General features: G+C 39.7%; 13 protein-coding genes. 4 read left to right on the top strand and 9 right to left on the bottom strand.

What is annotated here, in order from left to right; all coding sequences use genetic code 11:
• Positions 1–16: 16 nt before the first annotated feature.
• From ACQK2H_RS04335 to ACQK2H_RS04345, 3 genes are read right to left on the bottom strand one after another with little or no spacing between them, the layout of a single operon-like run.
• Positions 17–739, bottom strand: a complete 723-nt coding sequence (locus ACQK2H_RS04335) for an RluA family pseudouridine synthase (RefSeq protein ID WP_425390247.1) — start codon at positions 737–739, stop codon at positions 17–19.
• Positions 732–1,811 carry a sensor histidine kinase gene (locus ACQK2H_RS04340; protein WP_425390248.1) on the bottom strand — a complete coding sequence of 360 codons (1,080 nt, stop codon included), beginning with the start codon at positions 1,809–1,811 and terminating at the stop codon, positions 732–734. Before ACQK2H_RS04340 ends, ACQK2H_RS04335 begins: the two co-directional genes overlap by 8 nt.
• Before the next feature lie 13 nt (positions 1,812–1,824).
• Complete coding sequence (locus ACQK2H_RS04345; RefSeq protein WP_425390249.1) at positions 1,825–2,511, bottom strand: response regulator transcription factor; 687 nt, start codon at positions 2,509–2,511, stop codon at positions 1,825–1,827.
• Positions 2,512–2,837: 326 nt separating this feature from the next.
• On the opposite strand from ACQK2H_RS04345, the gene ACQK2H_RS04350 reads away from it, so the two are divergent.
• Complete coding sequence (locus ACQK2H_RS04350) at positions 2,838–4,361, top strand: S8 family peptidase (protein WP_425390250.1); 1,524 nt, start codon at positions 2,838–2,840, stop codon at positions 4,359–4,361.
• Between the two features lie 53 nt (positions 4,362–4,414).
• Here ACQK2H_RS04350 and ACQK2H_RS04355 read toward each other — a convergent pair whose 3' ends face one another.
• On the bottom strand, positions 4,415–5,431 hold the full coding sequence (locus ACQK2H_RS04355; RefSeq protein ID WP_425390251.1) for an aminopeptidase: 1,017 nt from the start codon (positions 5,429–5,431) through the stop codon (positions 4,415–4,417).
• Positions 5,432–5,503: 72 nt separating this feature from the next.
• On the opposite strand from ACQK2H_RS04355, the gene ACQK2H_RS04360 reads away from it, so the two are divergent.
• Positions 5,504–5,914 (top strand): hypothetical protein, encoded by a 411-nt coding sequence (locus ACQK2H_RS04360; RefSeq protein WP_425390252.1) that lies wholly within the window; start codon positions 5,504–5,506, stop codon positions 5,912–5,914.
• Positions 5,915–6,086: 172 nt separating this feature from the next.
• Here ACQK2H_RS04360 and ACQK2H_RS04365 read toward each other — a convergent pair whose 3' ends face one another.
• Both ACQK2H_RS04365 and ACQK2H_RS04370 read right to left on the bottom strand, forming a co-directional pair.
• Positions 6,087–6,698: a SiaB family protein kinase gene (locus ACQK2H_RS04365; protein ID WP_425390253.1), complete on the bottom strand. Its 612-nt coding sequence runs from the start codon at positions 6,696–6,698 to the stop codon at positions 6,087–6,089.
• Positions 6,699–6,800: 102 nt separating this feature from the next.
• Positions 6,801–7,025 (bottom strand): hypothetical protein, encoded by a 225-nt coding sequence (locus ACQK2H_RS04370; RefSeq protein WP_425390254.1) that lies wholly within the window; start codon positions 7,023–7,025, stop codon positions 6,801–6,803.
• 238 nt (positions 7,026–7,263) lie between these two features.
• Between ACQK2H_RS04370 and recA the strand changes: the two genes are divergently transcribed.
• Positions 7,264–8,259, top strand: coding sequence for a recombinase RecA (gene recA, locus ACQK2H_RS04375; RefSeq protein WP_425390255.1), 996 nt, complete (start codon positions 7,264–7,266; stop codon positions 8,257–8,259).
• Between the two features lie 137 nt (positions 8,260–8,396).
• Here recA and ACQK2H_RS04380 read toward each other — a convergent pair whose 3' ends face one another.
• Positions 8,397–9,731, bottom strand: coding sequence for a hypothetical protein (locus tag ACQK2H_RS04380; protein WP_425390256.1), 1,335 nt, complete (start codon positions 9,729–9,731; stop codon positions 8,397–8,399).
• A gap of 127 nt (positions 9,732–9,858) precedes the next feature.
• Between ACQK2H_RS04380 and ACQK2H_RS04385 the strand changes: the two genes are divergently transcribed.
• Positions 9,859–10,401, top strand: a complete 543-nt coding sequence (locus ACQK2H_RS04385; protein ID WP_425390257.1) for a dihydrofolate reductase family protein — start codon at positions 9,859–9,861, stop codon at positions 10,399–10,401.
• A gap of 178 nt (positions 10,402–10,579) precedes the next feature.
• Here ACQK2H_RS04385 and ACQK2H_RS04390 read toward each other — a convergent pair whose 3' ends face one another.
• Together ACQK2H_RS04390 and ACQK2H_RS04395 are read right to left on the bottom strand one after the other, a co-directional pair.
• A complete protein-coding gene (locus tag ACQK2H_RS04390; RefSeq protein WP_425390258.1) occupies positions 10,580–11,839 on the bottom strand; it encodes an ABC transporter permease in 1,260 nt (419 codons plus the stop codon).
• Between the two features lie 4 nt (positions 11,840–11,843).
• Positions 11,844–13,097: an ABC transporter permease gene (locus ACQK2H_RS04395; protein WP_425390259.1), complete on the bottom strand. Its 1,254-nt coding sequence runs from the start codon at positions 13,095–13,097 to the stop codon at positions 11,844–11,846.
• Positions 13,098–13,228: the final 131 nt, after the last annotated feature.

Below are 13,228 nucleotides of genomic sequence, written 5' to 3' on the forward strand. Positions count from 1 at the left end.
AAACAAACCCGGTGCTCTAATTAAATTTCCTTAAGAGCTTGAGTAACACGGCGAAATCTTTAGGGTAGTCCGCCTCAGCCTCTACAATTTTTCCTTCTAAGTCTCTAAATGCAACCTGATGCGAATGTAATGCAACTCGTTGGATCATCGGCTTTTCTTCCTCCCATTTCTTTTGATTGTAGTTTCTTTTTAGTTCAGAAAGAAAGGCAGGATCACCTCCATATCCTGGATCGTTGATTATCGGCGCTTGATGGTGTGCCAGATGGGCACGTATTTGATGCATTCTTCCCGTTACCGGAAAGCACTTTACAAGTGAATGTTTTTTATATAACTCAAGTGTGCTGATCAGGGTGAAAGCAGGTTTTCCTGCTCTGAAATCCACTCGTGATTTTGTTGACGTAGTATGGAGTGGCTCATCTGATTCGAAATCTTCAAACTTGTGCAGGCCATGAATGACCGCATGGTATACTTTTTTCACCTCCCTGTTTTCAAGCTGCATGGCAAAATTCCTGTAAGCGTCGGCATTTTTTGCAAAAACAACAATACCTGATGTTTCCTTATCTAATCGATGGCAAATCTGATAGTCTTCATTTATAGACTTTGCCAGTGATAATAAATTGATATTATTGGCTCGATCGTCCAGGCTGGCTAGAAAGGGAGGCTTGTTTACAAGGATGTAATCATCGCTTTCGGATACAATAAGATCATTGAATGAAATGTTTTTTATGTTTTTATGCATAGTATTCTTCCTCTTCCCATCCTTGATCTACTTTGTCAATGTAGTTTGCTTTATCTAAATCGAAGTAAAATTTAGATCCCACTTTAAACTCACTCTCCACGAATATTTCTGAATTATGGCTCTCAAGAATATGCTTCACGATAGATAAGCCCAGTCCTGTTCCACCTTTTTCACGTGACCTACTTTTTTCTACGCGATAAAAGCGCTCGAAAATACGGGAAATATCAGATTCTGGAATGCCTCTTCCATTGTCGGTTACCGTAATCCTGATTTTTGAATTGTCAATATCGGTAAAAGCTATTTTAGCTTCCCCGCCCTTACGTGTGTATTTAATGGCATTTGAGATGAGGTTGAGCATTACCTGGTAGATCCTTCGGTAGTCTCCTCTTACGATAATCGGATCTTTATATTTTTTTGAAAGCTTTAGCGTAATTCCTTTTTTCTCAGCTTTACCCTCCAGTTGATCTAGTATCTCATTACACATATCTCGCATGTCAAAATTTTCGAAATGCATTTTAATCTCACCGGATTCAATCTGAGAGATAGTTAAAATGTCCTGAACCAGTAAATCCAATGCGTCTAGACTTTTGGCTGCTTTTTTTAAGAATTTCTTTCTTACTTCCTTGTCATTAATAGCGCCATCCAGCAAGGTGTGCACAAAACCTTGGGCAGCAAAAATTGGAGTCTTTAGTTCATGTGAAACATCGGCAATAAATTCTCTCCGGAAGTTCTCTCGCTCTTTTAGTTCTTCGATTTCTTTTTCCTTGCTTTTCGCAAAGTTTGAAATTTCTCTATTGATCCTTTTTAAAGGGTTGATCGATGATGCTCTTCCTCGGAGAGTTACCTCACTCTCTTTTAATTTCTTAAGTGATTCATAGATGGTTTCAATCTGCCGAAAAAACAGAAACTCAAGCACTAACCGCACCAGAATATAGGAAGATGAAAATCCAAGTAAGAAAGCAATGATGATTGCTGTGGTAGTGATGTTCGGAACCAGGTACAAAAATGCAGTGGTTATAGCCGCAACACATAGTGCAACTAATAAAGCGATGGCTCTCGAGTTAAACTGCATTTAGAGAAAGTTTTTAATTAGCGTCAAACTTGTAACCTACACCTTTAACGGTAGTTATGTGATCGTTACCGATCTTTTCTCTCACCTTTCTAATGTGCACATCAACAGTTCTGGCCAATACGTAAACATCAGTGCCCCATATGTTTTGTAAGAGCTCATCCCGACTAAAAACTTTCCCGGGATTCTGAGCGAGGAAGTATAGTAGTTCAAATTCCTTTTTAGGAAGAGATATCTTCTCTTCACCATTCTTCACCGTGTAGCTGGTGCGGTCTACCACTAAATCACCAACAGTGATGGTGTTGGACTCTTTCTTCTTTTTTGATTCCCTTCGGAATAGTGCATTGATTCTGGAAACCAAGGCTCTTGGTTTGATAGGTTTAGTGATATAATCATCAGCACCCATATCAAAGGCAGCAACTTCGGAGTATTCTTCTGATCGTGCAGTTAAAAAAATCACGAATGTATTCGCCATTTCCGGCAGTTCCCTTATTTGACGACAGGTTTCTACACCGTCTTGCTTTGGCATCATGATGTCAAGCAAGATGAGGTCGGGCACAAAACTTTTTGCTATATCAACGCCTTTGATGCCGTCAACGGCAGTCTTCACTTCATAACCCTCTTTACTAAGATTGTACTTTAGCAATTCCAGGATATCTGCTTCATCGTCTACTACAAGAATTTTTTGATTGTTTTTAGCCATTATTTAGAGGTGATTGTATAAGTAACTTTTTCTTAAATCGTTCTTTACAATTTGGTAAATCAGAAGTGACTCTATGCTTAGTTTCTTCTGTATCAATTGATATGTTTCAACATTATTCAAAATTACTCAGAAATCATCTGTATGTTAAAAAAGTAACAATTTGGTAAAGCTGAAATTATATCAGGTAAATCTTCTGCAAAAACCCATGAAAGCAGAAGAACACAAAGGTCTATTCTTATTTTTTAATTAATTTAGAAAACAAATACTCTGCATGCATACTAATTCGCATGTTGAGTGATATGTTTAATAACCTTAACCTAATCGTAATGAAACACACTAAAATCAGCTTGGTGTTGCTAGGATTTCTATTGCTAGCATGTAACGAAGAAACCAGCGTAACCCCTTTAATTGATCAGCAAGATCCAATTGCAAAGTCTGAAATTGACAAAACAATTATCTCCTCTCTGCAGGAAGATGATGAATTTAAGTGGAGTGAGGCATCTGATGAAATGCTTTGGAGTGCCCTTATCCACGGTGATTCTGTATTGACCTTAGGGTATCAACCAGCGGGAGAGTCCGATATCAATGGAAGAATTTCAGAAATAGACATTCAGCAACAAGCCTGGATATCAGCATCTGATAGAATCATTGATGATGCTATCCTGATGATGCAAAACCAGAATCCGGATCTTGATGAAGATCGAGTAGTTATCAGAAGACATGAGGTCTTGCCTTTTATTGATTTAAAAGTCAGCAGTTTGGAAGTTGTAAAATATTTCCGATCTCTTGATAACGTTCGGTATGTAGAACCACTTGGTTATGAAGTGGACTTCCCTGTTACTGATGATGGAAGAATTGAAAGCAGTAAGGGTTGTAGCAATGATGCTAACTATGGCATTCCAAGTTCAGACTACACTAATATTTCACCGGGAGCCAAGGCTTCCTGGCATTTATATGCCAACAATGTAGTCAATGCATGGAGTTCAAGTACAGGAAGTAGTATCGGTATTGGATTAATTGATACGGGCATTTCACCAAACCAAGACAACCTAAACAGCAACTTCAATTCCGGTTACTCAAGTGGAAGATCCGTAAATAAATATGGGTTTTATGTCAGCTCATGGTGGTGGTGGGCTAATCCTGATGGGCCAGATGATGATTGTGGTCATGGTACTGCTATGGCTGGAGTAATGGCAGCTCCCAGAAGTACGGATGGATCGTCAGTAGGAGTGGCGTATAATGCAAATCTTGTCTCAGTAAGAGGTACCGGAGATGTGGTGATAAACGGAGGAAAAGAAAAAACGGGAGTTTCTGATGCTCTTGTATTCTTAGGGAACAGAAGCGATGTTAAAATCATTAGCATGTCCATTGGGGATGTGTTTTCTAATTCCAAGGTTGCTGATGCTGTGAGGTATGCCTACGGCAAAGGAAAACTGATTTTTGCTGCTGCAGGCACTTCCACCAGTTGGACTAACTGGTATGGTGTGATCTTCCCAGCATCTATGAATGAAACAGTAGCCGTTACTGGAATCAAGGAGAGTGGCTACACCAGATGTGATGTTTGTCATTCAGGAAGCAAAGTCGATTTTACTGTGATTATGGAGCGAACAGGAACTGAAAATCACCCACTATCTCTTGCAATGAGCGGCAACCAACCATCCACAGTAGGAGGGTCTTCCGTTGCTACTGCTACTGCGGCAGGAATTGCAGCATTGGTATGGGCTAAAAATCCGGGAATGTCTCGGGAGCAGGTCCTGAATAAAATGAAATACACTGCTGACCTTTATCCGAATCGTAGTTCTTCATTTGGATGGGGAACACTTAACGCTGATGCAGCAGTCAATTATTAGTTTTTTATTTTTCTCCTCACCAAAAAGCGTCAGAGTATTCCTCTGGCGTTTTTTTATTTATGGTAATCTTTCATCCCTTGAATAAATGCTTTTAGATCATAATTGAAATCCTTTACAAATATCGTTTTGAGTGAGTCTTTGGAGGAATAGTACCTAAGAAATGACATGAAATAAGCGTTATTTGGTCGGCTAGAATTAAATATTTGATAGTATCTGGAATCATGAAAATGTAGGGTGTCTATTGAGGATATGATACGGTCTATCATGATGTGTTTATTCACTGCTTTGACCGAATCATCGGCTCCTTCCAGGGATTGATAAAGTGAGTCAAGCTTATCGGTCGCAAGCAGCATTTGATTTCGAAATGTTTTGCTATCATCTTCAGATAAAATGTATTCAAAGTAAGAGGCTGAGTTTTTGCCATACTTCTCGTTTAAAAATTGTATGGCACCTTGTTCTCCAATGAATGAGGCAAGGTTTTCATTTAATTCTATTTGATCTTTGACAAATATGGTCGAATGAGTGAGTTCATGAATAATCAATTCAGCGAGAGCACCTTCCGATCTCGCAAGCATATTGGAAAGGATTGGATCACTGGTCCAGCCTAAGGTAGACCAGCCACTCACTGGGCGAATGCGTACGTCATAGCCACCTTCTTTCAGCTCTTGCATTTCATTCTTTGCACGATCTAAGTCGAAAAATCCTTTATAGGGGAATGAACCAAGGAAAGGAAGTGTCCATAGCTTGGGTTCAAGCGCATAGCGCTGCGATGCGGAAAGATTCCACAGACTTACCTCGCCTTCCTGGTTGTAGAAAGACGTGTAGTTTTCGGACTTTTGCAGTCCTAACTTATCAAAGGCAAATAATCGGGTTTCCTGTATAATCTTAATTTTTTGTTTGATGCTGTCTGCAACAGTGGTGTCTTTCAGTACTTCTTCCACAGGAATGGTATTGAATGTTATTTCCAATTGTCCTTTTGCCTGCTGAAATCCATAGGTAATGAGGTCCCAATAGATGATCATTAGAATGGTAAGTAAAATCAGGACAGCCCAACTGAGTTTCTTTAGCATGCCACAACTTTATTTATTGTTTATCGTAAGATACCTTGCAATGCATAGTAATGAAATCAACCTTTTTCACTCATGGATTTAAAAAATCACGACAATAACCTTCGGATCATTGGTAAAATCTTTATTGTAATAGGTCTCATATTGGTACCTATTTCGATATCAACATTTTTCTTCGTGGATATGATCAGCCACAGCGACTTCTGGCTGGATGTAAAGGATTTTGACGTATTATTTTTAGAAGTTAGGCCTCCGGAAAACCTACTTTACATGTTCCCCATTTTGCAAACAGTTTCATCGCTGATATTTCTGGTTTCCGGCTATGGACTTTCGACACAGCAGTCATGGGGTAAGAAATTTGCAATCGTACCTGCAGTTTTGTTATTGTTTAAGTTTCCTATTGGAACGGCACTCGGTGGGTATATGATCTATGCGATCCATTACGTGCCGAAAGAAGAGCAGGTGGCAAATGGGGTCGACTCATAGTTTACTGATTAAGATAGATTCCCTTCAGAGATAATTCTCTGCACCAGAATAAGTATTAATTTAATGTCACTCCCGAAGGAAGTCTATGAAGTTTAGAACGATGAATTAGATTTTTTTGAGTGGGAAATTATTTTGCCTATAGCACAACCAACCCTCGTAAAACAGTTCTCTATTATTCGGAGGCCTTTTCAACTCGCATAGTGAGGATAAAAAAACAAGAGGTCTCACTGTCGGGCTCAAAGTAATACTCGTATTTGGTGCCGGTTTTCTTGGCAATATCGATAAAGCCCAAGCCGGCACCTCCAGTATCACCAAGTTCTGAGTTTTCCATTGCTTCAAAATAGAGTTGTTTGATTCCTGCAGCGTCCAACGAATTGATATTGTCCAAAACATCACGAAGCGTTACTGCGCTTTTCATATCGATGTTGTTCCCAGTAGTAATAAAATATTCGTTTTCGTTATGACCGATTAGAAAAATCCCTTTTTTCACCAGCCCTTGTTCGAGGGAATTGGATTCTTCATCTGACTGGCTATCTGCATGTTTGCAAATATTCTGGAGAGATTCCATCATGACATGATAGACGCGTTTGGTTACCCTCCTATTCTCATTGCGGGTGCTTAGATCTTCTGAGATCATGTCGGTTATGCCATCAATAGTTGCCTGGGTCACATTACCCATATATACAACATTGAGGCTGGATTCGGTCATCATCTTCTTAAAAGAGATGACAGTCTTTAAGTGCTTTAGCTGTTTATATACTTGTTCATAACCGGTACTGTCCATAATCACTGATCAGGTTAATAAATGGACAAGATAATGAAGAAGCTTTGTAGATGAAATATCTAAGCTTCGTTTTAAAAGTATCCAGGGGTGTTCAATTGGATATTAAGCGCTGATTTGAGCAGGAGTAAACTCTAATGTCTCCAGATTTTTTGTATCAGCCCATAATCTTAGGTCTTCCAATTGATCCTCGTAGATCATTACTTTATGATCAAAGGACGATCGTGTATGCTGAATATCCGATTCAATAAAATCAATCAGGGAAGTTCTGGAGGGGAATGATACTGAATACATCAGCCCCTCATTCTTGATGAGTAAAGCATTTGTCATATTTCCGGCGGTTTATTGCATAAATTAAACTCAAAAAACTGATGCGAGTTGATTCCCTTCGATGGAAGGCCGATTTTCTTAGATAAGTGTAAGTGCTTACTATAGGCTAAGCATTATGACTATTTTCTTAATTTAAACTTAAGCTAAAATATTTCCTAATATTTTTAGCAATTTTCATTTTACTTCAAGCCTAAAAGACTATTTTTGTCTGATTTTAAAACTACAGCAACAAATAAATATGGCCGACGCATCAGAAAAACAGAAAGCCCTTCAGATCACCATCGATAAGCTGGAGAAGACCTATGGGAAAGGAACCGTCATGAAACTCAGCGATGAGAAAGTAATGGATGTACCTACCATCTCAACCGGTTCACTAAGCCTTGATATTGCGCTGGGTGTAGGTGGTATTCCTCGTGGAAGAATCATTGAGGTGTACGGACCGGAATCATCAGGAAAAACTACCCTTGCGATGCACTGCATTGCCGAGGCACAGAAGGCAGGAGGGATGGCGGCCATCATTGACGCAGAGCATGCCTTTGATAAATCTTATGCAGAGAAACTGGGTATTGATACTGAGAACTTATTGATCTCTCAGCCGGACAATGGCGAGCAGGCGCTGGAGATTGCCGAACACTTAATACGTTCAGGTGCATTGGACATTATTGTTATAGACTCAGTAGCGGCATTAGTTCCAAGAGGTGAACTTGAAGGAGAGATGGGTGATAGTAAGATGGGACTTCAGGCGCGTTTAATGTCTCAAGCATTGAGAAAGCTAACAGGTACCATTAATAAGACTGGTTGCTCATGTATTTTCATTAACCAGCTACGAGAGAAGATCGGAGTGATGTTTGGAAACCCGGAGACTACAACGGGAGGTAATGCACTAAAATTTTACGCATCTGTGCGATTAGATATTCGTCGTATAGGTCAAATCAAAGAGTCTGCTGATAATGTGATGGGTAACCGTACACGAGTGAAGGTGGTAAAAAATAAAGTAGCACCTCCATTCAAAATGGTAGAATTTGACATCATGTATGGCAAAGGCATCAGTAAGAGTGGAGAGATCATTGATATTGGCGTGGAGCTGGATGTGGTTCAGAAGTCAGGCTCCTGGTTCTCTTATGATGGAAACAAGCTGGGGCAGGGACGTGATGCGGTAAAAGCGCTGATAGAAGACAATCCTGAGTTAATGGATGAGCTTGAGAAAAAGATTAAGGAGAAGCTGAATGGGTAACTTAAACGAGTCGTCCTACCACTCGGAGTGGTGGGACGACTTATCAATTATTAGAAAGGCGAGCTTAGAGGCTAGCCTTTTTTGTTTTGAAGGATTTTTATTAGGAGAAAGGTGAGCTGTCAGGCTTGCCTTTTTTGTTAGCTGTTCGATTCATTCTTAAGCTTAGGCGCAGGTCGATCCCAATTAGATAAATTTTGAATTATGACTTTATAAAACTCCAGCAACATTGATTCAATCATCTCAACAAATTTCCGAACACTTTCAAAATTTCTTCCAAAGTTTCTAATAACAAGAATTTTGAACTGTGTTATCTCTATTGATTTTTCAAGCTCATAAAATGATTCAAAATCAGAGAACTTATGCCTGACGCCATTGCTACGATATTTAATTGCAGCATCAACATATAATTCATTTGCAATTGAGTCAAATTCCTTGTCATACTTTTGTTTACATCTCTCAATTTGGCGAAGGATCCAACCCAATCGGCCTTTAGTGCCTTTATCCAAAGGAGCATCTACTTCAACGGACATAGATACCGTTCTTGAGGTGAAATCGGCTTCAATCAAAATCTCAGATACCGAACCAATCACTTTCAGCCTAGATTCAAGATGGTTTGATTTTATCAACTTCTTAATATCAGAGTCTATCTTATATTTTTTTGAATCTCGACCTAGTTTTACCATGACTCCCAATTCGCGACTAAGCATTAGTCCCATATCCTTTTCCTCCTGCACCCAACTCTCTACTGCCTCAATGACTTTGTCGTCTTTTGGTTTAAGAATACTCTTAGACATGATTCTCTCAGCAACTTCTTTCCAGCCAGGTTTCATTTTATTGAAGTTAGTAACACCTGATTCTGGTGCTTCTAAATACCGAAGCACTTCATTCATAATGTTATTTTGATCATTGTCTTCGATGTTTGTTTCATTTTTGGTTATAAGTAAATGAGCAATGGTCAGGAGATATGTCCATGAAAAATGATAATTATTCATCTTGGACATTCCTTTGATAACATATGGTAGCTGAGACTGATTGGGTGCAAATTGATTGGATACAGTGATCATTTTGTCAGCACAAATGCTCTTAATCACCTCCATGTACGATTGTATTTGCTTAGAATCAATCTCATTATTCTTATTCTTCATTTCAAAGAATGCTGCATCCTTAATTTTACCAGCACTGACAACAATAACCAGTCCATCAAAACGATGCTTGGATAGTTTTGGGAAACATACCTCAGTATAAAAATGGGCCGTCCCTGCTTTACTTAGCTTAATATCGCTGAAAAAACTATTCCTGTACTCATCAACATATTTTAATGCTGAGAGAAAAATTGAAGTCAAAGCCATTTCATCACCAACTTTAACTAGAGGGATAAGTCTAGCCGGCCTTAATTGAATTTCATTATTGGCAATAGAATCTCCAAAATCTTCATATGAGATATTAACAAGCTTTTTGAATTTATTCTTCATAATTGTAGGCGGTTAGTGTGAATAACTAAATAAAGCTAAGAATTTTGATCCAAAAAGAATATCAGAGTTATTTAAATGATACACTTCTTGTGAGGTTTTTTTATAGGATCATATGATATTGCATCCCATGCACCCCAAAAACAGCATTTACTTAGGCGTCAGCCTGGATGGCTACATCGCAGATAAAGCCGATGGGCTGGACTGGCTGGACATGGTTCTCAATCCGGAGGGAGATTCCATGGGGTATTATGACTTCATGGATCGCATCGATGCGTTGGTGATGGGTAGAAATACCTTTGAAACTGTAGACAGTTTTGATGTAGAATGGCCGTATCAAAAGCCGGTTTTCGTCCTGAGCAATTCACTAAAGGAGCTGCCTGGGAAATATGAAGGCAAAGCCTTTTTGATAGGAGGGCAGTTGTCAGACGTTTTAGATGCTATCCATCAAAAGGGATATCATCGCCTATACATTGATGGGGGTATCACTGTGCAACAGTTTCTAAGGGAAGACTTAATTGATGAAATGATTTTGACGCAAATACCGATTCTGCTTGGTGGAGGAACTTCGCTTTTTGGAGAATTGCCTAAACAGCTAAAGTTTGAGTTGGTCACTTCAAGGGTTCATCTGAATCAGCTGGTGCAGAATCATTATATAAGAGTTAGGGATTAAGACGGACTTTGTCCTTCAAATGTCATCGTTAGTCAAGGTTACTCCAGAATGGAGTCCATGGAAAAATGAAAAAACGTAATCAGCATTGAAAGCAAAGAATCTTTGCCTTTGAATATTGGTAGCGCCTCGAGTTTTCCAAAGACTCCCTGCGGGAGTAGCCTTATATAATCACGGAAACCTAACCGGTCGTCCTAATCGCAATCACCGGGTCTAAACGGGCAGCCATAAGTGCAGGTACAATCCCGGAGATCACTCCAATAATACCAGCTACACCGAGTCCCAGCACTACATTACCAAAGGTGAGCACTAAATCCAGATTGCCAAGGCTGGCCAATGAAAGTAACCATACCAGGAATAGCCCAACCCCTCCTCCGATCAGACTAAGGAAGATGGCCTCAAAAAGGAATTGAAAAAGAATGAAGAAATTTTTTGCTCCTAGAGATTTTTGAATACCAATGATATGCGTACGCTCCCTAACGGAGACAAACATGATGTTAGCAATTCCAAATCCTCCTACAAGGATGGAAAAACCTCCTATGGCCCAGCCTGCAATGCCTATCACATCGAAGGTAGAGCCAATAATATTCATAATGGCATCCTGCCTGTTGACTGAGAAGTTATTCTTTTCCTTGGGTTTTAATCCTCTTTTAGTTCTGAGTAGGCCGGTTATTTCTGCCTCTAGCTCTACCAGTCCAAAGTCTTCCGGTGATCCTTTTACGCTCACCAGCGTCTCTACGCCTCTATTGCGCCCTGAATAAAAAATCTTCTTAAATGAGAGGTAGGGGATGTAAATGCTTTCATCATTGCCTGTATCACCAAAAATGCCTTCACCTTCTTCTTCAAATACGGCAATGACTACATATTTCAGTCCTTTGATTTTAATCTCTTTGCCAATTGCATCGCCTCTCGGGAAGAGCTTGTCGGCGATTAAATGGCCAATCATAGCTACATTCTTTGCCGTATATGATTCAGCGGCAGTAAAATACCTGCCTTTTTCTACATCACTGGCCATGTCATACACATCTTGATGGGTGTGGGCAATACCAAAAAGTGAGACGTTGGTATAACTGCTGCTTTGGTACTTTACTGTTTCACCTCCAACTACAGCGAAAATGGTAATGCCTTCTGAATTTTTCAGGTTCTTTCTTAAAAACTCGTATTCTTCGTAGTTGGTGTATGGTCGTTTGATATATTCCCACCATTTGAAATTTGGACCAAAATCATAAGGAAACCTTCGGATATCCAGGTTGTTTGCATCCAGAAAACTGAGGCTGTCTTTAATGCTTCTTTCCAGAGAATCTACCAATGTGAATACCGCAATGATCGCGAAAATCCCTATTGTAACCCCGAGCAAGGAGAGTGTTGTCCGCAGGATGTTCATTTTGAGTGCACTCCATGCAAATCGAAAACTCTCGATGATCAGCTTAAAGATGTTCATGACATTATCCTGTTGTTCGAATGGCAATAACCGGATCCAATCTGGCAGCCATCAATGCTGGCACTATTCCAGAGAGTACCCCTATGATTGCTGAAATACCTAATCCTAAAATGACATTTCCTGTTGTCATGACTAAGTCGAGGCTGCCCAGGCTTGCAAAGGATATTAAGTAGACGAGAAATACGCCAACCCCTCCACCGATTAGACTTAGAAAAACTGCTTCAAACAAAAATTGAAATAAAATGAAATAGTTTTTTGCCCCGAGTGATTTTTGAATCCCGATGATATTGGTACGTTCACGAACAGACACAAACATGATATTGGCTATTCCAAACCCACCAACGAGTATGGCAAACCCACCAATGATTGCCCCGGCAACACTGATGGCATCAAATGTCGATCCGATGAAGTTTGATATCGCTTCCGGGCGATTCAGTGCGAAGTTGTCATCTTCTCTTGGCTTCAGTGATCGCTTTTTTCGCATCAATCCTCTGAGCTCAGCTTCAAGCTCTACAAGGCCCACGTCTGTTGATAAGCCTTTTACTGTAATGCGTGGTTGAACGCCTGTCCTTCTGCCGGAATAGTAGATTTTTTGAAAAGAACGATACGGCATATAAATGTTATCGTCATTACTAGGGGCTCCTAAAAAGCTATCACCTTCCTCCTTAATGACTCCAATAATGTAGTACTTAAGCCCTTTGATTTTTATTTCCTTTCCAACCGGAGATACATTAGGAAATAGTTCGCTAGCTGTTCTGTTTCCAATGATTACAACATTGGAGCCACCTCCTGCTTCTTCACGAGTGAAATACCGTCCTTTTTCGATTGGTATTTCATAGGTGTCCTTGTGATCATATACTACGCCAAGTAACGAAAGGTCAGCAACACTGCTACTCTTATGTTTGGCAATGATTCCGCCCCTTACTGTAAATATTGATACCGCTTCGGCGTTTTTTACATTTTCTTTTAAGAATCGATATTCATCAAAGGTGACATATGGTCGCTTTAAATAAGTCCACCACGGATAAGGTCCACCAAATCCATAAGGCCATTTTTCTACATTGATGTTATTGGTTCCCAGAAAGTTCAGACTGTCTTTAATGCTTCGCTCGAGAGAGTCTACAGCTGTGAAAACAGCTATTATTGAAAATATGCCAACAGTCACCCCCAATAAAGAAAGTGTGGTTCTAAGTAGGTTTGTTTTTAGTGCACTCCATGCGAAGCGGAAACTTTCAATTATTAGCTTAAATACTTTCACGTGCTTATTTTCTTATAACAAAAGTAGTAAATCGATGTGCCGCTTTTTAAATTAAATTGGGATCGGTAAATGGTAATTTCAAACGGTCAATACACTAAGTTGACGAGATTCAATGCATTTACGTTACAAAC

The organism is Ekhidna sp., from assembly GCF_965228795.1.
Classification (GTDB): domain Bacteria; phylum Bacteroidota; class Bacteroidia; order Cytophagales; family Cyclobacteriaceae; genus Ekhidna.